This window comes from Dehalobacter sp. 12DCB1 (assembly GCF_004343605.1).
GTDB lineage: Bacteria > Bacillota > Desulfitobacteriia > Desulfitobacteriales > Syntrophobotulaceae > Dehalobacter.
On sequence record NZ_POSF01000018.1, the window covers coordinates 1 to 21,841 of the forward strand.

The 21,841-nt window shown below is 42.9% G+C and carries 23 protein-coding genes; 1 reads left to right on the plus strand and 22 read right to left on the minus strand.

Annotated elements, in window-relative coordinates; all coding sequences use genetic code 11:
- Window positions 1-186: 186 nt before the first annotated feature.
- From C1I38_RS11050 to C1I38_RS11095, 11 genes are all read right to left on the minus strand, one after another.
- Window positions 187-885: a Crp/Fnr family transcriptional regulator gene (locus C1I38_RS11050; protein ID WP_119774491.1), complete on the minus strand. Its 699-nt coding sequence runs from the start codon at window positions 883-885 to the stop codon at window positions 187-189.
- A 31-nt stretch (window positions 886-916) separates the two neighbouring features.
- Window positions 917-1,822, minus strand: coding sequence for a trigger factor (locus C1I38_RS11055; RefSeq protein ID WP_119774492.1), 906 nt, complete (start codon window positions 1,820-1,822; stop codon window positions 917-919).
- A gap of 154 nt (window positions 1,823-1,976) precedes the next feature.
- Window positions 1,977-3,236, minus strand: a complete 1,260-nt coding sequence (locus C1I38_RS11060; protein WP_132102183.1) for a 4Fe-4S binding protein — start codon at window positions 3,234-3,236, stop codon at window positions 1,977-1,979.
- Window positions 3,237-3,356: 120 nt separating this feature from the next.
- Window positions 3,357-3,674: a tetrachloroethene dehalogenase gene (locus tag C1I38_RS11065; protein ID WP_119774494.1), complete on the minus strand. Its 318-nt coding sequence runs from the start codon at window positions 3,672-3,674 to the stop codon at window positions 3,357-3,359.
- 17 nt (window positions 3,675-3,691) lie between these two features.
- Window positions 3,692-5,347 (minus strand): reductive dehalogenase, encoded by a 1,656-nt coding sequence (locus tag C1I38_RS11070; protein ID WP_132102185.1) that lies wholly within the window; start codon window positions 5,345-5,347, stop codon window positions 3,692-3,694.
- A 307-nt stretch (window positions 5,348-5,654) separates the two neighbouring features.
- Window positions 5,655-7,040: a reductive dehalogenase gene (locus C1I38_RS11075; protein WP_119774496.1), complete on the minus strand. Its 1,386-nt coding sequence runs from the start codon at window positions 7,038-7,040 to the stop codon at window positions 5,655-5,657.
- Between the two features lie 15 nt (window positions 7,041-7,055).
- On the minus strand, window positions 7,056-7,361 hold the full coding sequence (locus C1I38_RS11080) for a hypothetical protein (protein ID WP_020492685.1): 306 nt from the start codon (window positions 7,359-7,361) through the stop codon (window positions 7,056-7,058).
- 139 nt (window positions 7,362-7,500) lie between these two features.
- Complete coding sequence (locus C1I38_RS11085; protein ID WP_132102187.1) at window positions 7,501-8,238, minus strand: Crp/Fnr family transcriptional regulator; 738 nt, start codon at window positions 8,236-8,238, stop codon at window positions 7,501-7,503.
- A 487-nt stretch (window positions 8,239-8,725) separates the two neighbouring features.
- Window positions 8,726-8,872: a hypothetical protein gene (locus tag C1I38_RS14045; RefSeq protein WP_020492683.1), complete on the minus strand. Its 147-nt coding sequence runs from the start codon at window positions 8,870-8,872 to the stop codon at window positions 8,726-8,728.
- A 13-nt stretch (window positions 8,873-8,885) separates the two neighbouring features.
- The gene (locus C1I38_RS11090) at window positions 8,886-10,049 is read right to left on the minus strand and encodes a uroporphyrinogen decarboxylase family protein (protein ID WP_020492682.1); all 1,164 of its coding nucleotides are present in this window, start codon (window positions 10,047-10,049) and stop codon (window positions 8,886-8,888) included.
- A 3-nt stretch (window positions 10,050-10,052) separates the two neighbouring features.
- The gene (locus tag C1I38_RS11095; protein ID WP_020492681.1) at window positions 10,053-11,486 is read right to left on the minus strand and encodes an MFS transporter; all 1,434 of its coding nucleotides are present in this window, start codon (window positions 11,484-11,486) and stop codon (window positions 10,053-10,055) included.
- A gap of 177 nt (window positions 11,487-11,663) precedes the next feature.
- Here C1I38_RS11095 and C1I38_RS11100 point away from each other — a divergent pair, with 177 nt between their 5' ends.
- Window positions 11,664-12,542 (plus strand): LysR family transcriptional regulator, encoded by an 879-nt coding sequence (locus tag C1I38_RS11100; protein WP_020492680.1) that lies wholly within the window; start codon window positions 11,664-11,666, stop codon window positions 12,540-12,542.
- Window positions 12,543-12,664: 122 nt separating this feature from the next.
- Here the strand turns inward: C1I38_RS11100 and C1I38_RS14050 are convergent, their stop codons facing one another.
- From C1I38_RS14050 to leuC, 11 genes are all read right to left on the minus strand, one after another.
- Window positions 12,665-12,808, minus strand: coding sequence for a hypothetical protein (locus C1I38_RS14050; protein WP_020492679.1), 144 nt, complete (start codon window positions 12,806-12,808; stop codon window positions 12,665-12,667).
- Window positions 12,809-12,821: 13 nt separating this feature from the next.
- Window positions 12,822-13,988, minus strand: a complete 1,167-nt coding sequence (locus C1I38_RS11105) for a uroporphyrinogen decarboxylase family protein (RefSeq protein WP_020492678.1) — start codon at window positions 13,986-13,988, stop codon at window positions 12,822-12,824.
- A gap of 3 nt (window positions 13,989-13,991) precedes the next feature.
- On the minus strand, window positions 13,992-14,630 hold the full coding sequence (locus C1I38_RS11110) for a cobalamin-dependent protein (protein WP_020492677.1): 639 nt from the start codon (window positions 14,628-14,630) through the stop codon (window positions 13,992-13,994).
- A 316-nt stretch (window positions 14,631-14,946) separates the two neighbouring features.
- Window positions 14,947-15,090: a hypothetical protein gene (locus tag C1I38_RS14055; RefSeq protein ID WP_020492676.1), complete on the minus strand. Its 144-nt coding sequence runs from the start codon at window positions 15,088-15,090 to the stop codon at window positions 14,947-14,949.
- A gap of 13 nt (window positions 15,091-15,103) precedes the next feature.
- Entirely contained in the window at window positions 15,104-16,276 is a 1,173-nt protein-coding gene (locus C1I38_RS11115; protein WP_020492675.1) for a uroporphyrinogen decarboxylase family protein, read from the minus strand.
- 3 nt (window positions 16,277-16,279) lie between these two features.
- Window positions 16,280-16,918, minus strand: a complete 639-nt coding sequence (locus C1I38_RS11120; RefSeq protein WP_020492674.1) for a cobalamin-dependent protein — start codon at window positions 16,916-16,918, stop codon at window positions 16,280-16,282.
- A gap of 320 nt (window positions 16,919-17,238) precedes the next feature.
- Window positions 17,239-18,267 (minus strand): 4Fe-4S double cluster binding domain-containing protein, encoded by a 1,029-nt coding sequence (locus C1I38_RS11125; RefSeq protein WP_119776372.1) that lies wholly within the window; start codon window positions 18,265-18,267, stop codon window positions 17,239-17,241.
- Window positions 18,268-18,323: 56 nt separating this feature from the next.
- Window positions 18,324-18,755 (minus strand): MarR family winged helix-turn-helix transcriptional regulator, encoded by a 432-nt coding sequence (locus C1I38_RS11130; RefSeq protein WP_119776373.1) that lies wholly within the window; start codon window positions 18,753-18,755, stop codon window positions 18,324-18,326.
- Window positions 18,756-18,958: 203 nt separating this feature from the next.
- Entirely contained in the window at window positions 18,959-20,017 is a 1,059-nt protein-coding gene (gene leuB, locus C1I38_RS11135; protein ID WP_131929713.1) for a 3-isopropylmalate dehydrogenase, read from the minus strand.
- Window positions 20,010-20,498, minus strand: a complete 489-nt coding sequence (locus tag C1I38_RS11140) for a 3-isopropylmalate dehydratase small subunit (RefSeq protein WP_131929715.1) — start codon at window positions 20,496-20,498, stop codon at window positions 20,010-20,012. Before C1I38_RS11140 ends, leuB begins: the two co-directional genes overlap by 8 nt.
- Complete coding sequence (leuC, locus tag C1I38_RS11145) at window positions 20,491-21,765, minus strand: 3-isopropylmalate dehydratase large subunit (RefSeq protein WP_131929717.1); 1,275 nt, start codon at window positions 21,763-21,765, stop codon at window positions 20,491-20,493. Before leuC ends, C1I38_RS11140 begins: the two co-directional genes overlap by 8 nt.
- Window positions 21,766-21,841: the final 76 nt, after the last annotated feature.

The window sequence follows — 21,841 nt, forward strand, 5'->3', positions numbered from 1 at the left end:
AAAAAAAAAAAAAAATTATTAGCGCATGGTAAGTTTTTTGTTAACTCCTGCTAATATTCTTTTCAGTTTAAGGATTCGATAACAAAATGAAATCTGGTTTTGATATTCAAAAAATAAGCCAGGATTTTCTCCTGGCTTTTGACAGTGGTATAAAATTCTATATTTTTTCCTAACGGTATCCGTTTCTTAAATTCCTATTTCTCCATATTCCTCGAGTATCAGCTCCCTGTGAACATAAAGTTTATTCTTACAACTTTTTAGTTTACCTGTAATTTTATACTTACTGATGATTCGAGATATTGTAACCCTTGAGGCCCCGATAATTTCTCCTATCCGCTCGTGGGACAAATTCACCGGCAGTTCAAACCAATCTCCGTGTTCTTTACATTCCCGGGATTGAAGCAAGGATACAAAAAAATAAATAAGCCTTTCTCTTGGAGATGACAAAGAAGAAAAAATATTAGCACCTTCAAAAACACACCGTAATCTCTTGGTTACGTTGGCGACCATTTCAATTCCTAACTCTAAGTCATCGACCATTGCTTGGATCAGATCGGCCCTTGAAACCAAATAGATCTCGCAATCCTCAATCGCTTTAACACTAAAATTAATCGGCAGCTTATCAAATGTTGGTCCTAAGCCGAATACTCTTTTGGGACCAACCAAGCAGGCAATTCTTGACTCTCCGTGGAGATTGTGCAAGTAATAAGCAGCCCAGCCTTTGGATACAAAGTGTGCATTATGCACCATCTCCCCTTCATGCAGAATGGTCGTTCCTTTTTTATATAACATTTTAATTCCTTTACTCATCGCATGATCTATGACGTTCTCGCCAACAGGCGGGTCCACCCATTGTAAGTACACACAAGAATCAACAGTATACATGCCGATTACCTCACATAATGATTTAAGAAAACTATTGTGCTAAATTCACATGCAGCAAAAAATCCATTGCTTTTTTGCGCAGAGACTGGATGTCTTTACAGTTTTCCAGTCTCTCTCCTTCATCTACGCTTTCTCCGTCTGTAAGCCGGATTCCTTCTGCTTGGATTACAGCGTCTAAAATTTTTTCTCCAAGCATTCTTCTTGCGGCTTCCTCCTTACACTCAGCCAACAGCTCATCTGAGGACATCTTTCTTTGCATTAAGTAAACGACGAGTTCCATGTTGAAAACATTTTTCAGTTCCCTGGTATAATCCTGATACAAATCCTCTGCTGCTTGATCTAATATCTCCTGATCAAATTCGTACTTGCAGTTCTCGGCCACTGCCCCCATGACTTTACTCATATTCGCAACGTGTGCTCTAGCCCTTTTTTCCTGAAGGATTTTATTCTTCAGCATTTTCTTGAATCCCTGCAGCGTTTTTACCTTCGGCTCAATCTCTTGAATGCTTTCATCTGTCAATTCCGGCTTTTGAATCATAAATACTTTAATGATTTCGATGGAGAATGTGATCTCACGCCCCCATAAGGCTTGGAATTCAATTAAGACTGGTTGTATTGTCGTATCAAAAACGACGGTATCGCCCATCTTCTGTCCGAGCAGCTTAGCTGAAAACTCCGGTAAAACATTATCGTCACCCACCTTGAATTGTAAGCCGTCTTCTTTCACTTTCGGATAAGGCATACCCATCTCTGTTCCCACAATATTTACAATCACAGAATCGCCTATTTCAATCGGTTCATTCCTTTTCTCGACGCGTATTTCGTCCAAAGATTTCAAAATACCGTCCATCGCTTCCTTCATTTCATCCTCTTTAACTGATACATCAAAACTTTCGAGATTTAATCCTTTATACTGTCCAAGTTCAAATTGTTTCATTTCTTAAACCTCCATGTTAACTACTACTTGATACTGCGTATCTTACCGATTTTTCAGCGATCCGCACGGATAATCCCAACCGATTGAAGCATTACAATGACATGTGCCGCACCAAGCATGATAATTAAGCCGATAAATAACAGATCTTTCATTTTTAGCTTTTGTTGGTTTTCCATCTTTGGTTCCATATTCCGTTCCATAGTCGGTTCCATGTTTGATTCCATATTCTCACCCCATTATTTCGCAAACGATTCAATAAATTGAGTATAAAGCCTACGGGACAAAAGAATTGACAGTAAAACCGGTTAATAAACAGGCTGATAAAAATAAAAACAGGTAACATTAACCACATGACCCATACAGCTTTAAACAAAAAGAAGGCGCTAAAAGGCTGGTAATCCAAGGTCCCATAGTCTCCAACCCATGTCCCCAGCATGACTGCAAGCCATAGGATGGTCGGGGCGGCCAGCTTCAGAACCCTGGTGATTTGCGGTGAAATCCCCAAGGATTTAAACCCTGCGGCTTTGTTCAGAAACTCCTGTGCAGCTCCAAAAGGACAAACCCATGTACAGTAAATATTCTTCCCAAAGAGGATAACAAAGCCCAACGACCCGGCCATGATCACGTACCATCCCAAATTGGTCAAGCGGGGTATTTGCAGCGTTACGATCGCGAACAGATTATTTGCCGTCACAAACTCTTTGACAAAGAAACCCATAACGCCAATAATGATTAAAAGCCACCAAATTCGGAAACGGGACATTTTCTTGCTAAAAGTTGCGGCGAGTGCCATAAGAAAAACCACAATCATCGTTAAAGTCTTACTGTTTAATTGGTAAACGTCATAAGGGTTCGACCATTGCTTAGCAAAAAATTGCGACGCGATATACAAAGTCCCTTTGTTGACAGCTTCGGCAACAGCATGCGACGATACCGTAGACCCGGTTACCCGGTCAACAAAATTTCCTGTTTGTCTTTTATCCAGAAAACCGGAATAACCGTAGGCGCCTCCCAGGTAAATGGGCTCCCGAAGAGAAAGACCGTTAAATTGATCAAAAAATTTCTGGCTATAAAGCCTTTCAAAAAAAACCGGTGTCTCTGCTTGCCGGGTAACAATTGCTTTCTCAACCAATCCACGATCGTTAATAATCGTCATGATTTCAATCCTGGATTGATATCCCACTGCCGAGTCGCAGACCGCATAATACTGTTTCCCTGCGGCGTCTATCTTATAAGCCCGCTGGGTTCCTAAGATTTTTTCAATGGAGGTAACTCCCGGGAAGTCCTGCTGGATAAGTGCAGGGTAATCAACTGCTTTTCCGGTAAAACAAACACCATAAATGATTGCTGCAACCGCCGTAAAAAATAGAACCATTAAATAATAGGACTTAAGATCTCTCTTCTTCCTCTCCACTTTTTTCATCCTTTTCTAATTTTCAACAAACCGTTGATGATAAAGGCGTAAAGCCACTTAAGACCCCGTAAGGCAAGTGGCTGTATACGTCTTAACGAGTCATTTTAACCTTTTACCTGATCAAGCTGAGATGGTTTCAGAATTGTCTGCCTTCTTCTTTGACGGACGGTTAACCAACCGATACGTTATTGCAGCCGGTATCAAAGCCGCGCCGCCAAAGAAAAGAAAGCCCATAGCAACGGCCTGGTATTCACTCTCAACAAAGCTGGAATAACCCCAAGCCAAAGCAAAAACGAACAAGAAATTGGCAGCAAAAGCACATAACTGCATAGGAATTGTATTTTCCCCTTTAAACTTTAAGTATTTCCATATACCATATTGAATCAGCAGCATCAACATGCCGATACCCATCCAAATTAAAACACTGTAAATCTTCATGTAGGATATCCCTCCTCTTACTTTGTCGGCTCGGTGTCACTCCAGAAATCATTGACCATGTTCGTGACATAGCCTGACTCAATTCGTTCTTCAGGGTTTACGGGGCCGTTATAGCCAAACCATTCGTCAAATTTGCGTGCCGCGTCCTGAACCAACGGGACTTGGGTAGCAATTCTGGCTATATCATGGTTCCACTGCCCAATTTTATTCCAGGAACAGACCGAAATACAGCTTCCGCAGCTCCCACCGTTATAGGCCCAGAAAGAGTTGCAGCGGTGTGCGTCAACGTGCCATTTTGATGTATAAGGGTTTTCTGATGTGCCACAATCTTCAGGCTGTAGAACACGCGCTTCTTTCTCGTGAGAAATGGCCTGGGCAGGGCAAGCATCCGCACATTTCATACATAGACGGCAAAATTCACGTACTCCGAAACTTCTCGGCTTGTCAGGAATAATGTCTAAATCGGTATAGACTTTGGCGATACGAACCCGAGGCCCGTATTTTTGCGTGACAAGCATTCCATTTCTTCCTGCTTCCCCCAGACCAGCCTGCACAGCGATGGGAACACTCATTCCGGTGTCATTCCCCGATGAAACCGCATAGTACCCAAGCTCTCTTAAAAACGTTGCAAGTTTAAAAGAAACTTCTCCCATATTGGAATAAGCTTTGCCGGTCCCAGCGCCCTCAATGATTGATGGCGCCGTTCGGTAGGACTCATAATCCATTTCAAAAGCCAATGCAATTACATTTTTGGGTTGGAAACCGGCATATTTCACCCAATCAGCTTCAAAATTACTTAGTCCAAATACTTCCACTTCGCGGTTTTTAAGATATTTGTCAAGGTTATACGCCATATACACCGTTCTGCCGTTTGGCAATTTAAACGGCATGGTTTTTGGTCTGCACCAGTTACCGTAGGTCCAGCGGTCATCATAGGGCGCAATTCCGACCAGGTCCGCTCCTAATAAGCGTGCTGCTTTTTTCACAATTTTCGTAGCTTCTTCCGCTGAGTTGAATTTCCATTGCATCCCTTGACTCCGTTTGTCTTCAGCCATGGTATTGTCCCAATTGAACAACCCTTGGAAGACCACAGGCTCCTTTGCCATTTCATTGGTTTCAGGATTAATGGGGTAATGCTGGATTATTCCGGCCGGGCCGCTGCCGACGCATGTAAACCCGTTGTACCAAAGCTCTACCGACCAAGCTGCAACACTCAAGGCTACGTCTAATTGGCGCCAGCCTACTTCTTTTTGACGCAGCGGCAAAACCGTACCATCATGTTGGGCAAAATATATAACGCTTGTTTCTGAGACTGTTGCCCGCCGTCCTTTAATACCGATGGTCTCAGCGTTAATTCTCGGCAGATCTTTTCCGGTGTCTTTTTTTCCGGTTGTTGCCGAAACGTCATCGTGAACAAATTGTATCGGCGTCTTGTTTTCTTCCGGATCACACATTCTCAAGTAGTAAATCTTGTTCCCTGGCAAACGTTGATACTTTGGATCCACTGTGTAAGGAAATTCCGAAGTCTCCTTAACAGGCGCTACAATGTTTGCCGCTTCTGCAACTAAGGGATTAAATGTTTCCTTTGCCACCGCAGCCGTTGCAACAGCCGCAGCGACAGTACCCATGAGTGAAGCTTTTAAAAAACTTCGTCTGTTAAAATTGTTTCCCATGTAGTATCTCCTCCCTAAATGGTATTATTATTTCAGTTGTATTTTACTTCAGCTAAAATGATTGACTATATCCAGTGATACAATTTTAAAAATATTTCCATTTATATTTTCTTATTAATAATGCCAAACCTTAAAGAAGATTTTTGCTTTATTTTTTACACATACTAAATTTCTCTAAAACATTTCATGTTAAAATATTACGTGAAGAAGCAATGGGAGAAGGTCTCCTCCAGTAATGGAATAAAATTAAGCGACGGGTTAAAAACCCGTCGCTTAGAGCGCATTGTTCTATTACGAAAAAATAATTTTAATGAGCAGGAGGAGCTGTTGGGGCCGGAGCCGGGATACTGGCAGGTATCTTATAAAGTTCCGGCCACTCCAACCACCACTTGTACTTCTCGATATGTTCAGTACCATAGCCGAACATATCGTCAATTGACTTGAGAAGCTTTGAATTGGCTTGCCCTCTGCTTCCAATCCACATCCCAGCTTCATGGAACCAAGAATCTTCCTTGGAGTTCCAGGGACAGACTTTCATGCAACGTCCGCAGGAAGAACCTTCTTCATTGGATACACGGAATTCCGTGCACTTTTTCATGTCGCTGTTCCAACGTAAGTAACCGTTATATTCAATTGGGTCTTTGTCATGCGTGATGGCTTTGGATGGACATTCAGCCGCGCATTTTCCACATACTCTGCAGAAATCCAACATACCAAAATCGATTGGTTTATTGGGAAGCAGTGGCAGATCTGTGGTAACAGCGGCTACTTTAAGGCGGAATCCTAGCCGGGGATGTGCTGCGCAATCTCCCGTTCTGGTTAATTCGCCCAATCCCGCTGCTAATATTAGAGGTGGCATGACGGCCATATAGTTTCCTGCATGGTTGGCTCTAGCATTATAGCCGAGACTTCTGATGTATTTTGCAATAATAACCGCAATATTCGCCGTAGCATGATAACTGCGCATAGATTGAGATGCACTGACTCCGTCATAGCCGGTGGATCCCAACATAGTCTCCAGATGTTGGTCAACCATTACGACGATTACATAGGGATAGCGTTGTGTTACTGGGTAAACACATTCCTCTACCGGTTGGTAAGTCAAATTCTTTGTGGGATTAACTTTATGGGAATAGTAGGCATAAGAAGGCATTTGTCCAATACCAACCTCATCAGCTCTCAGAAAATAGGCAAGGTCTCTAATATGCTGGGACATTTGCTCAGGGTCGGGAATCGGTAATTTTTCAGGCGCCGGTTTGCCGTCTACTGCAGCTTCTGAGGCAACCAAACCGAGAGTCGCACTTATTGCTCCTCCTTGAGGATGTTTAGGAACGAAATTAAAAACTCCTCTATGGGCTCTATCACTAATTAGCCCCCTCCGGGCCAAATTAAACCCCATATCAGCCTCGTTGGTATTTTTTACAGTCCCAACAAGCTTGGATGTCCCTAGCCATTGATCATTATTTTCCGCAAAACGGACGCTAGCTCCGCCATAGTTATGCTCGGGATGGAGTTTTGACCATTGCCCTTTTGCTCCGGCAGAATAATTAACATTACTGGTAGCAGCATTCGCCACTTTAGCAGGAGCCTTGATCGCTCCTATGACGCCCATTGCTGTTGCGGCCATTCCAGCTTTCAGAAAATTGCGGCGGTTCATTCCTAATTTTTGTTTTTGCTCTATTTTTTCTACCATGCTATTACCTCCTTTCTAAGCTTGTACTGCATTGCTTGCTTTTTTTACGCCAATAAAACCTAACAGACGAGCCAAAACAACCGCAAGTACCACAGAAATCCCTAGGAATAAAAATATTGCCGTACTTGTTGCTTTGACGTGGCCAACACTGGCATTAATGTAAACAAAGGAAATACCAGTCCAAGTAATGGCATACCATAGTACAAATAAGCTCCAGTTCAGAACCGTTTTCCACATTAATTCACGCTTGGCACGGGGTTTAATGAAAATAATTCCTCCTAAAAATAACACGCCGGCGATAAAAATCAAAAATGTGCTCATAATTTTTCACCTCCTTCCCAGTTAATGAAGTAGATTTTGTTCATTACAGATACATTATAAAAGCAACAAGCAATTAAAGCTTTAAACCGGTTTAAAACTTTAATTGCCTGTTGTTAAAATAATTAGAAATAACTAATTTTTATTGTTTCCTATTTTTCAATTGTCTTATTCTTTTCTCATGCGCTACTTCTAAAACATGTGTTTCATGTGTCAGCATATAAAGCTTTGGTAAATCACGGATAATTATTTTGCTCTTCTTTTTTTCCAGGATATTCTGCCTTCTTAACCATCCCAATACCTTAGATACTGTTACATAATGCGTCCCCGTAATCTCCGATATATCTTTCATCGATAGGTCAATATTGATTTCTATACAATCATTCACTTCGATGCCACTGGCGAGGCAAAGTTTGTAAAGCAACCTTACAACTCTGACAGTAGGATTAAAATAATCCATCTCGGTTACTTGTTTAACATAATAGTTTATTTTGGATTGATAGTTCTTAAGAACATCAATTACAATATCATCATCTATACAAAAGATTTGTCTGATTTGTTGCTCTGTAAAAAAACAAACTTGGCTGTCTTCAGTGGCAACAGCATAGATGCCACTGAACTCTGTGAATAAAAGACTCAATATACAATACTTCCCAGCAAAATACATCAATTTTTCCCGTTCATCCTCAATGAACAAATTGATTTTAAGCCTTCCATAAATGACATAACCTAGAGTTAGCATTCTATCTCCCGGAAAAACAACCGTACTTCCTTTCGGATAAGTTTTTACAGACCCTAAATGAGTATACTTAACTAGTTTCTCAACTGGAAAGAATGTATCCGGAACTACTACGTCCAATTTTTTAAGATCTTCTTCCATACTCGTCTTCCTCCCGTCATTTTTTCAACCGCCGGGTAATATGCTGGTTAAATGCCTATCTCCCCTTTCCTCACTTTGTATATAAAAAATGTTTTAAATGTTTACATACATTAAATATTTTACTGAATGTTTTATGGTAGACTGAATACGGCTGTTAAGTCTTTTACTATCTTAAGAATTTAACAATAGCGCATATATTATACAATATTAACTTCTTTTATTGTTTAATTCGCGTTAAATTTTTTATGCCATCCGTAATGCTACCGTTCAAATTGTTTTGACATGGTGGCCCGGTTAGTTATATATCTTCTCTGAGGTAGCAGCCTAAAAAGCATTTCTATTATATAGTTGCAACATTTTTTTGTAACCACATGGTTTACGTTACTTAACAAGTCCATTACTGCACCTATTCTCAATTATGCAGGTGAACAAAAGACAACCGGGATCAAATCCGATTGTCTTTTAATTCTTCCGTATTTTCTTTGTTTTAAAACAGCGCCAGGAAAGTTACATAAACAAAAACCATTTCCTGTCCGATATCCCAATTTATACCTATCGCAGGATCGTTATCTGCGAGTTCCGGATGTTGTTTAACAATATCACTCCAGGATATCAACAATTTTTCTTCTACCATGAAGCGCCTCCTATCAATAAATACCATACTCCTTGACAAACTTGTTTACTGCGATGATATTCTCCGCCTTGCCTGTGATGATTTCCTTATCGGTACAAAATACATATCCGCCGCCTGGTGCCAGAATGTCTACTAATTCTTTGGCCTTGGCGATACATTCTTCTTTCGTACCAAATTGCAGTAAAGTTGCCGGATAAAGTCCCGAAATACACATGGTATCTCCGAGTTTATCCTTGATCTCTTTAGGGTTCCCGTATTCGAACCAACCCATGGATTTCTTGGCAGGCAGCTCTTGTAGGTGATCGTAATAACGAGACCAATCGCCTTCATAAATTGGAACGACATTGATATCCTGGGAAGCAAAAAACTCCATGATCTTTTTAAAGGACGGCCAGTAAAACTTGTTAAAGTCCGATGTTTTCAACATCGTTGGTAAATGCATCGGTATATAAACAACTTTGGGATATTGTTTCGGTGGAACCATGTTAAGCTGGCTCATGCCAAACCTGATGACCAACGGTGTAAACGCCTCTATTGCTGCTAAAAGTTCCCCGGGACAACGTCGGATATCCATGAAGGCGTTTTTAATGCCCCGGAAGAAATCAGCAATCCAATCCATCGAGTGGATAATCGTAGCATCAACAAGTTTGGGCATTCCGTATTGACCGGCCATTGCACCGACAATAGCTCCGGATTGCGCCCCAAACATACCGAATTTCATAGCGCCTTTAGCCAATGCCAGTTCTTTTACCGGTGAAGGTTTGGCCAGTTCGGCGTATTTCCTGGGCAAGATTTTTTCTACCAAAAACTTGAACGGATCTTTGGCAAACTCCGGATATTCATCGGCTGTCATGATTTGGGCATGCTCATCCGAATACTGTGCGACAGTACTGTCACTCAAATAATGAAATGCTTTGCTCCCTAATGCCTGATAAACACCGCCTGGCCTGGGAAAGTAGCGATGAACCATGTCCAGCGGGATTTCAGTGACCACTTTCATCATGGCTTTACGGCCTTTTTCCATATCCCAGTTTGTTTCTGCATCGGTATACCCTGCAAACTCGGCGCACCAGGAACCATACGTGCCAAGCAGAGGTACGCGGTCTGGCTGTTCCAGATTGAAGGCTTTGAATACCCGTTCTAGACGTTCTTGATACAGATTCGCAACTTCACTCATTGATCAACCCACCAACCCATTATTTGAAGAAATTTTAGTACGCACGCCGATAACCAAGAGACAAGCTACACCCATTAAAATACCATCTAAAATCAAAGCTGACCCCCAATTTCCTGAGCTTCCGCGAAGCACACCGGAGACTACCGGAGCCAAAATAGCACCGATCTCAGAAACAAGATTCAATGTGCCGAAAGCTGCGCCACGTAAATTGGCCGGTGCGTTCTCTGAAGCTAGGGCGTGTCCGACCGGACATAAAGCGAAGTAAATCAAACCCGAAAGAAATAGTATAATGGATTGAATAACCATATCTTTTCCACCGGTCGTTACATAGGCTGTGAAGATAAAAATAAATAATGTCATTAGCGCCAACATGACGATAAATGTATTGCGGCGGCCATTGGGTTTATGGGAAACCATATCGGATATTTTGCCGCCCAAAGGAAAACCGATGACTCCGGCAATGGCATTAAATGATATAACAAGAAGCGCCGCAGTGAGCGTTCCGCCACCAAAATCTTTGACAATGGCACCGCCCCAAAAACTATAAAACCAGAGATGCCATAATAAGGGGATGTGTACAAGGTAGATAAGAATAAGGTTTCTATCCTTTAGTACAGGGCCAACCTCGCCGCCTTTAGTAACGACAATATAGCCTAAAAATACAATGGCCAAGAAGGATAAAATGACAGCAATCATTATATCACTTAATCCTACCGTATTTGCCGCAAAATAAATAGCCATAATGACAATCAAGAAAACTATGGAATATTTAGATAAATTGATTATGGCCTTCATGTAATTTTCAGAAACGCTTTTATCTTTCGGCTTTAAAGCAATCCGCATGATTATAGCCACGACAATGGTAACTATCCCCAGAACGATAAACGGCATTTTCCATGCATTTTGACCTAAAACAGACTTACCCGCATTTATCAAATATATTGTTCCAACCAAAGCCGCCGACAGCCCCACAGTAAGCCCGGCCATAACGACACCCATTCCTAAACCAAGCTTCTTAGGGGGAGTCACCTGGGCAACCAAGGAGCGGTCATTTGAATAAAGAACGCCTTCGCCTAACCCGGTTAATACACGTAAAGCAACAAAAACCATCAAGCCGCCAATCAAACCGGTTAAAAGTGTTGTAATTCCCGCCCAGAAGATACTAATAACAATGATTGTGCGATAACCAAATTTGTCTCCGAAGTATCCTCCAGGAAATTGTGTCAGCATGTATCCGGCAAAAAATAAGCTTCCCAGTAATCCGCCAAGGGCATACGGGTTTGCAGCAGCGCTCAAAAAACCCACCTTATTGGCAATCATCCAGCTCACCACCGGACCAGTACATGCGCGATCAGCATATGATACGACCCAGCCAATAAACAACATTGCCCATACCGTATGGTAGCTTTGCCATCCTTTTTCTGTTTGTTCCGTCATAAATAAACTCCTCTCATACTTGATTTATTTGGCTCAAAGATATTTGTCCTCTTGAACCATTTCTATAATTTTTTGTATTTTCTAAAAATTAGTTTATCAGGAAACCATTGATATGTATAATATATATATAGTGATATATGCATATGATTTTTGTATCGAATCAAGAAAGGGGTACTCATGGATATACGTCAATTACGTTACTTTCGGACAATTGTTGAAAAAGGACAGATTACACTGGCAGCAAAGGCTTTGAATATGGCCCAGCCCCCTCTGAGCCAACAACTCAAGCAGCTCGAAGATGAGCTGGGAACGACGTTAATTATCAGAGACTCCAAACGTTGGGAAATGACTGAGGCTGGAATATTGTTGTATCAACGCGCAGTAGAATTGATGAATTTAATGGAAGATACTAAAAAAGAAGTCAAAGAATTCAGAGATGGAATTCGAGGAACGCTACTCATTGGCGCGTCGTCAACTTGCGTTTCCTTACTGCCTGGCCGAATTAAGCTCCTTCAGGATCAATATCCAAAACTTTATTTTAAATTATTGCTGGGCGATTCGCGTTTTCTTGAAGAAATGTTGGAGAAAAGATCAATTGAAGTTGCTTTGCTATTACTTCCCGTTAAATCCAAAGAAATTAAGGCCCTACGTTTGCCCAAAGAGCCGTTTGTGGTTGTAATACCATCAGACTGGAACATGTTTTTTCCTGAGGATACTATAAGCTTACAAGATATTGTTACCTATCCTCTCCTTCTATTGAGAAGAATTGAGGGAAGAGGTTTATATGAGGAAATCCTCGAAAAGTTTAATGCGTACGGCTTAATGCCTGATGTAATATTCGATTGCCCTGATATTTCTACACTGCTGACTTTGGTTACTTTGGGAGTTGGGTTGACCTTAGTCCCCAAATTCAGCATCAACCCTGTTTTTTATGACAAGATAAAAATTCTACATATTAAGGAATCTTTCCTTGAAAAGGAACCTGCAGTGGTATGGGTAAAGGACAGATATTTGTCTAAGGTAACCAAAAAATTTCTTGAGACATTCTCAGAGTAAATTGGAATTTCTCTTTCACTTTACTCCTCAATTATGCAAAGTGAACAAAAGACAACCGGGACCAAACCCGGTTGTCTTACTTACTTTTGCTTAATTTATATTTAGTTCCTTATTCCTTTGTTTTAAAAGAGCGCCAGGAAAGTTACATAGGCAAAGATCATTTCCTGTCCAATATCCCAGCTCATAGCCATCGCAGGATCTTTATCTGCGAGTTCCGGATGCTCTTTAACGATATCACTCCAAGAAATCAACAATTGTTCTTCCATCGTGAAGCACCTCCTATTTATAAACACCATACTCCATGACAAACTTGTTTACGGCGATGATGTTTTCCGCTTTACCTGTAATCAGTTCCTTATCCGTACCAAATACATATCCGCCGCCCGGGGCCAGAATATCCACTAATTCTTTGGCCTTGGCGATACATTCTTCCTTCGTGCCAAATTGCAGCAAGGTCGCAGGATAAAGCCCGGAAATACACATGATATCCTTGAGTTTCTCTTTGATTACTTTCGGATCGCCGTATTCAAACCAACCCATGGATTTCTTGGCAGGCAGCTCTTGTAGGTGATCGTAATAACGAGACCAATCGCCTTCATAAATTGGTACGACATTGATGTTCTGGGAAGCAAAAAACTCCATAATCGTTTTAAACGCCGGCCAGAAGAACTTATCAAAATCAGAAGTTTTCAACATTGTGGGCAAATGAATCGGTAATTCCAGAACCTTCGGATATTGCCTCGGCGGCGTCATAAGAGCCTGACCCATACCAAGCCTGATAATCAACGGCGTAAATGCCTCAATAGCCGCCAAAAAGTCATTGGGACAACGGCGGATATCCATGAAGGCATTTTTAATGCCCCGGAAGAAATCAGCAATCCAATCCATCGGGTGTAAAATAACACCGTCAAATAGCATAGGCATTCCGTATTGCGTGGCAAGCGCGCCTACAATACCCCCAGATTGTGCCCCAAACATGCCGAATTTCATAGCGCCTTTGGCAAATGCTAAGTCTTTTATCGGTGAAGGTTTGGCCAGTTCGGCATATTTCCGCGGCAAGATCTTTTCTACTAAAAACCTGAACGGATCTTTGGCAAACTCCGGATATTCATCAGCTGTCATGATTTGGGCATGCTCATCCGAATACTGAGCGACAGTACTGTCACTCAGATAATGAAATGCCTTGCTCCCCAACGCCTGATAAACGCCGCCAGGCCTGCCAAAGTAGTTATGAACCATGTCCAGCGGGATTTCGCTGGCTACTTTCATCATGGCTTTGCCGCCTTTTTCTATATCCCAGTTGGTTTCTGCATCCGTATACCCTGCAAACTCGGCGCACCAAGACCCATAAGTACCCAGTACCGGTACACGGTCCGGCTGCTCCAGATTAAAGGCTTTGAATACTCGGTCTAAACGTTCTTGATACAGATTCGCAACTTCACTCATTGCTCAACCCACCCATCTCTGGCATATTTTGACACCTTCAGCTGCGTTTGTGGAGAAACCATCGGCTCCTATGCTTTTACAAACAACCTCATTAACCGGTACGCCACCGATAATCACCTTGACTGAATTTCTAAGGCCTGCTTCAGCAAGACCGTGAACTGTTTCTTTCATGCTGTCCAGCGCCAAAGTCAGTACGCCGCTTAATCCGACAATATCCGGGTTTACCTCTTTTACCTTGTCCACGATCTGGTTAACCGGAACATTGATCCCCAGGTCGATCACTTCGAAACCCGCGGCTTCTACCATGGACCTGAAAATATTTTTACCGATATCATGAAGGTCTCCGAAGACAGTAGCCAGGACGACTTTTCCGCCTTTTGCTGAGGACCCTGTGCCTAAAGCTGGTTTGAGCTTGTCCATGACGTTTTGCAGCACTTCCCCGGCGAAGACTAAATCCCCAATAAAGTACTCGCCTGAATCATAGCGCTCGCCTACGAGCGTCATACCTTGCTGACAGGCTTTAACAATTTCTTGGACTTCTGCGGCATTGTCATCTTTGCTTAGTACTTCATCAATCGCCTTGTTTAACACGTCTTCGTCCAAATCGGACATCGCTTGAATCAGGACTTTCGAATCTACCACTTCAAACCATCCTCCTTAAGTTTTTTACAGCTATTTTTTTAGTCTATGATAATAAAATTTGCTGTCTATACAAGTTAATATATCATAGGTAAAATTTAAAAAATCTTAGCGCTTACTAAGGGGGTAATTTATATATTTTAAATTTTCAAAATTATTATCAGTAAAAAAACAAATGAAAATTAGGGGCGCGTGATCTGTTCAAAAATATAACCTAAAAGGCCGGATAAAAAAGCCAGGATATTCTCCTGGCTTTAAGCCTTTGCTTCATATGATATTCTTGTTCCTATTTCCCGGGTGGTAATATATTTTCTTCGTTTTAAAAAAGCGCCAGGAAAGTGACATAGGCAAAAATCATTTCCTGCCCGATATCCCAATTCATGCCCATTGCTGGATCTTTATCTGCGAGCTCCGGATGCTCCTTAACGATATCACTCCAAGAAATCAATAACTTTTCTTCCATCGCGAGGTACCTCCTATTTATAAATACCATACTCCATGACAAACTTGTTTACGGCGATAACATTTTCTGCTTTCGCATCCTGAGGCGCAATAAGTTCTTTATCAGTACCAAAAATGTATCCTCCGCCAGGCGCCAGATCATCCAATAATTCTTTCGCTTTGGCAATACACTCTTCCTTGGTGCCATACTGCAGTAAAGTCGCCGGGAAAACTCCGATAAGACACATGGTATCTTTGAGTTTATCCTTAAGCTCTTTGGGATCGCCATGTTCGAACCAGCCCATTGTTTTCTTGGCAGGCAGTTCTTGAAGATGATTATAATAACGTGACCAATCCCCTTCGTAGAACGGTATGACATAGACATTATGGGCAACGAAGAATTCCATAATCATTTTAAATGACGGCCAGTAATACTTGTCAAAATCCGCTGTTTTGAGCATCGTAGGTAAATGCAGCGGCATAAGAAGAACTTTGGGATTTGGACTCGGCGGTCCCATGTGTACCTGACCCATACCGAGTCTGATGACCAACGGTGTAAACGCTTGGATGGCTTCAGCGAGCTCAACCGGACGACGGCGGATATCCATAAATGTGTTTTTAATGCCCCGGAAGAAATCGGCAATCCAATCCATCGGGTGTAAAATAATACCGTCAAATAACACAGGCATTCCTTGTGCGGCAAGCGAACCCTTAATGGCTCCCTTCTGGGCGCCAAACATTCCGAACTTCATGGCGCCTTTGGCAAATGCCAAATCCTTCATCGGGGAGTCTTTGGCCAGTTCGGCATATTTTCGCGGCAAAACCTTTTCTACCAAAAACCTGAATGGATTTTTAGTAAATTCGGAATATTCATCATCTTTCATTATTTTCGCACCCTCATCGGAATACTGAACGATATTGCTGTCACTTAAATAATGGAATGAACTGCTCCCCAACGCCTGATACACGCCGCCAGGTCTGGAAAAGGGCTGATGAAGCATATCCAACGGAATATCATTCGCCACTTTCATCATTGCTTTCCCGCATTTATCTGTGTCCCAATTGGTTTCAGAATCGGTATATCCTGCATAATAGGCACTCCAGGTACCATAAGTGCCTAACACCGGAACGCGGTCTGCTTGTTCCAGCCTCAAGGTTTTATAAACCCGGTCCAGACGCTCTTGATATAGATTCACAACTTCACTCATTGATCAACCCACCCATCTCTGGCATATTTTTACGCCTTCAGCAGCGTTAGTCGAGAAACCATCGGCTCCTATGCTTTTACAAACAACCTCATTAACCGGTACTCCGCCGATAATTACCTTGACTGAATTTCTAAGGCCTGCTTCAGCAAGACCGTCAACTGTTTCTTTCATGCTGTCCAGCGCCAAGGTCAGTACACCGCTTAATCCGACAATATCAGGGTTAACCTCTTTTACCTTGTCCACGATCTGGCTAACCGGAACATTAATCCCCAGGTCAATCACCTCGAAACCTGCGGCCTCAACCATGGATCTAAAAATATTTTTACCTATGTCATGAAGATCTCCGAAAACGGTAGCCAGGACAATTTTTCCGCCTTTTGCTGAGGACCCTGCACTTAAAGCCGGTTTGAGCTTGTCCATTACGCTTTGTAACACTTCCCCGGCAAAGACCAGGTCCCCGATAAAATATTCGCCCGAATCATAACGCTCACCTACGAGCGTCATACCTTGCTGACAGGCTTTAACAACTTCTTGAACTTCTGCTGCATTGTTTTCTTTGCTTAGTACTTCATCAATCGCCTTGTTTAACACGTCTTCGTCCAAATCGGACATCGCTTGAGTCAGGACTTTCAAATCCACCACTTTCAATCATCCTCCTTAAAATTTTTCTTTGATACCGTTGCGTTGACAGTTTTTTAGCCTGGAATGATAGCTTCCAATCCGCTGTCTATACAAGTAAATATATCAAAAGAAAAGTCCGCATTTCTTATCACGTGGAAAAGATTTTAATCTTTTTTAAATTTTTAAATTATTAGCCAAAAAATTGAGAACAAATTAACCCCTTTTGGTCTCAGCAAAACTTGCAATTGTATATTAGAAAAAGAGCCTCCCAAAATAATTCTGGAAGACTCTTTTACCTATGCTTGATAAAAAATGATGATCCCTTGCTTTACTGTAATTGATTATCTGTTGAAGACATCTTTGTAAATCGTCTGTGCTATATCGCGAATCTTTTCATTTTCATTATTGCATGCCTCCAAGATATATTGCTTGTAGCTTTCCTGATAATTATTCCGCATGAAATTCAATACGTTTACTTTCCATTTCCATAATTCATCCGGAGAAAGGTAAAAGAATTTTGGCTGTATGTTATGCTTATAAAATTCTTCTTCCATTTTCATTATGTTTTCTGGTGTAAGACAAAGCGATATTTCTAAAACACCGGGAAATTCATCCTTCTCCGTCCATTTGCCGCTGTTCATCGGGCATGCGTCCTGACAGGCATCGCACCCGTAGATCCAGGTTCCAAAACTCTTGCCAAGAGGATCGTTTGCCAAATCACGGCCGCCAAAAGTGGTGAGAAAGGAGACACAGCTGAGCGGATTCATTGTATAAGGCGATGAAAGAGAGCAGGTAGGGCAGGCTTTGATACAATTGGAGCAGCCTTCAGGACAAATCGGTAAATTAGTTGATTCAACCAATTCCATATCCCTGTCGGTAATCCACGCTTCTAGTTCCACCCAGGAACCGGATTCCGTATAAAAGAAATTATTTTTGCGTATGATTCCAAGCCCGGCCTTCATGGCCGCCCAGCGCAATCCAACGATGCCAAAATTCCGGTTTGAGGCTGTTTTGAGTCCCAGGTCCTGCAGAAATTGTTCCATCGCAACGCTTCTCTTGAATTCCTTAGATTCCGTATTGACACGTCCGTCAAATAGATAGTGTTTAGCGATATGCCCTTTTAACTCCCCAGGTGCTTTATAATGTCCAAAATGAGAAACAGCGACGATAACAGATTTTGCCCAGGGGTACCGCTCTTGCAGATCCGTCAAACGGCTTTGGCTCCGATAGAACATCTTTGAGACGGGGACTTTATCGATACGTTCCCTTAGACATTTATCATAACCTTCTAAATCCTGAATACGGACAATCCCACACTTTTCATAACCGAATTCATAAGCCTTATCCTGAATCAAATTCTCTACATGCATGATTTTGCTCTCCTTTATATGACATAGTGTATGTGTATATACACGGATAAGGCAAATTAAGATCCCAACCTCTCAATCACGGAAAGGAGAGATGTTAATTTTTCAATATTTTCTTTTCCGAGTTCCTGTTTAATGAAATTCTGCGCATCGTTCCACAGGTATTCCGCCTCAATGTATTTCTCAATCCCTTTTTGGGTTAATTGAAGCTGACGGTTCCGGGCGCCTTTTTGAGAAACATCAATAATTAAGAATGCAGCTTCCAGAGGTTTAAAGTTACGGACTAAAGTCGTCCTGTCCAACCTGATTTTTATAGCCAGGTCACTGACACTAATGGGACCAAAAAACTTTAGATGCTTCAAAATTGAATACTGGCTGACTGTCAATCCGCTTGGGGCCAGCTTTTCATCATATATTTTTGTAATTGCCGAAGCAGCCCTACGTAAATTCAGACAATTACAGATTGACGGCTTCTTTTCATTGTTTTTCATATAGGAAATCACCTCGTATAGTGTATATACACTATATGCATGGTATTATAAAATGATTATGTTGTCAACATTATATTATAGAGCCTTATTTGCTTTGAAATTTTCAAATTACACCATCCTTTGTCACGGATGACACAAAAAAAATCAAAGACCGCAATGATTTCAACAATCATAGCGGCCTTATTCTTAAACACTGTTAAACCTTACAGCGCAGCCACCACTGCGTCTCCCATTTCTTTTGTCCCGAGCACCTTATCTCCAGGTTTGGCCAGGTCGGCTGTCCTGTAGCCCTGATCCAGAACTTTGGTCACAGCATTCTCTATTCTACCGGCTTCTTCGTTCAAGTCAAACGTATAGCATAGCATCATCGCCGCCGAAAGGATCGTCGCCAGTGGATTTGCCTTGTTTTGACCAGCAATGTCCGGTGCGGAACCGTGAGCAGGCTCATACAGTCCTTTCTTACCGTTCAGGCTGGCTGAAGCGAGCATGCCGATCGAGCCGCCGAGCATCGAAGCCAGGTCGGTCAGGATATCTCCAAACATATTCTCTGTGACGATCACGTCGAACTGTTCCGGATAACGCACTAGCTGCATGGCGGCATTGTCAACATACATATGCGTCAGTTCGACATTCGGATATTTTTTTGCAACATCTTCAGCAATCTCCCGCCAGAAACGAGACGACTCGAGCACATTGGCCTTATCGACCGAGCAGAGCTTTTTCCGTCTGCCTCTGGCAGTTTCAAAACCAAGCTCAATGATCCGGCGGACTTCTTCCTCATTGTAGAGAAGGATGTCATAGGCTGCCCTGGGATTCTCATTTCTTCCCTTTTCACCGAAGTAGATCCCGCCGGTCAGTTCGCGAATCACAACCATATCCACATTTCTGACGACTTCTTCCCGTAAGGTGGAAGCTGAAATGAGCGAAGGAATCATTTTGACTGGACGGATATTCGCGAAGAGACCGAGTTCTTTTCTGATCGGCAAAAGCGCACCAAGCTCAGGTCTTTCCTTAGCCGGTAGCGTATCCCATTTGGGTCCGCCGATCGCACCCAAAAGTACTGCATCAGCCTTCTTACAAGCATCCAGTGTTTCGGCAGGCAGTGCTTTGCCGACTTCATCAATTGCGGCTCCGCCGATCAGATAACTGTCGAATTCGAACTTGACCGGGCAGTCTTTTAATACTGCCTGAAGCACTTTCAGCGCTTCAGGGATGATCTCTTTTCCAATCCCGTCACCGGGTAATACGGCAATTTTAGGCATTCTTTCTTTTCTCCTTTACGTACGGAACCAGCCCACCGGCTTTAATCAATTCCTGCATAAACGGTGGAAAAGGAGTGGCCTGAAAACTTGTTCCCTTGCTGACGTTTTGGATCGTGCTATTCTGAAGATCGACCTCAATCTCGTCACCGGACTCAATGCCTTTGACAGCTTCCGGACACTCCAAAATCGGCATCCCGATGTTCAGCGCATTCCGGTAAAATATCCGTGCATAGGATTCTGCGATGACTGCCTTGACACCGGCCGCTTTAATCGCCAGCGGAGCATGTTCCCTGGAAGATCCGCAGCCGAAGTTTTTGCCGCCGATCATAGTATCTCCGGGTTGCACGTTGGCCGCAAAAGAAGCATCCGCATCTTCCATACAATGGGCGGCGAGATGTTCCGGTTCAAAGCGGTTCAGATAGCGCGCCGGGATGATGACATCCGTATCGATATCATTACCAAATTTCCAAGCTTTACCCATTGTCAACGACCTCCCTCGGATGAACGATTTTTCCGCATATGGCTGAAGCCGCAGCGACTGCCGGATTGCACAGGTATACTTCGCTTTCAGGATGGCCCATCCGGCCTACAAAGTTCCTGTTCGTGGTGGACAGTGCCCGCTCACCTTTGGCCAGAATTCCCATATGGCCGCCCAGACATGGCCCGCAGGTTGGCGTACTGACTGCTGCTCCGGCTTCAATCATGGTCTGAATCCAGCCGCGGCTCATCGCTTCAAGCAGAATATCCTGGGTGCCCGGGAAAATCAGGCAGCGGATATCCGGATGGATCTTCTTCCCTTTCAGAATCTTAGCCGTGATTTCGAGATCCTCAAGACGTCCGTTCGTGCACGAGCCGATGACAACCTGATCTATTTTTATGCCGCGCGCTTCATCTACGGATTTGGTGTTTTCCGGGAGATGCGGGAAAGCGATTTGCAGCGGAATATCTTCTGTATTAAATTCGTAGACTTTCTCGTATACGGCATCCGGGTCGCTATGATAGACTTTATAATCCCTTTTTGCCCTGGCTTTGACGTACTCCAGCGTAATCTCGTCCGGTTCAATGATCCCCGCTTTGCCGCCGGCCTCGATTGCCATATTGCACATCGTCAGCCTGTTGTCCATAGAGAGTGCTTTGATGCCGTTTCCGGCAAATTCCATCGCTTTATAGCGGGCACCGTCAACGCCGATTTTGCCGATGATATACAGAATCAAATCCTTGCCGCCGACATAGGGCTGAAACTTCGTACCGTGAAAAACAAATTTTAAAGTTTCGGGGACTCTGAACCAAGCCTCACCTGTGGCCATCCCAGCCGCGCAATCGGTACTGCCGACACCGGTTGCAAAAGCGCCGAGTGCGCCGTACGTGCAGGTGTGGGAGTCGGCACCGATAATCAGGTCACCGGGTAGAACCACACCCTGTTCTGGGAGCAGACAGTGTTCAATGCCGACTCTTCCGGTATCCCAGTAATGTTTAATCTCATGTTTCCGAGCAAATTCCCTGACAGTTTTGCATTGTTCCGCCGAAGCAATATCCTTGTTTGGGGTGAAATGGTCGGGTACCAATGCTACTTTTTCCTTGTCAAATACCTTTTCAATTTCTAACTTTTCAAACTCCTTGATCGCCACCGGAGCCGTAACGTCATTAGATAAGACTATATCCAATTTGGCATTGATGATTTCTCCGGGAACAACTTTATCTACTCCGGCATGGGCTGCCAGAATTTTTTCGCTTATCGTCATACCCATGGGCAATAACCTCCTTTTGCCTATGCTCCTGTTCATATGATATTATCTCATCTGCGCGAACATTCAGTACCTGCGA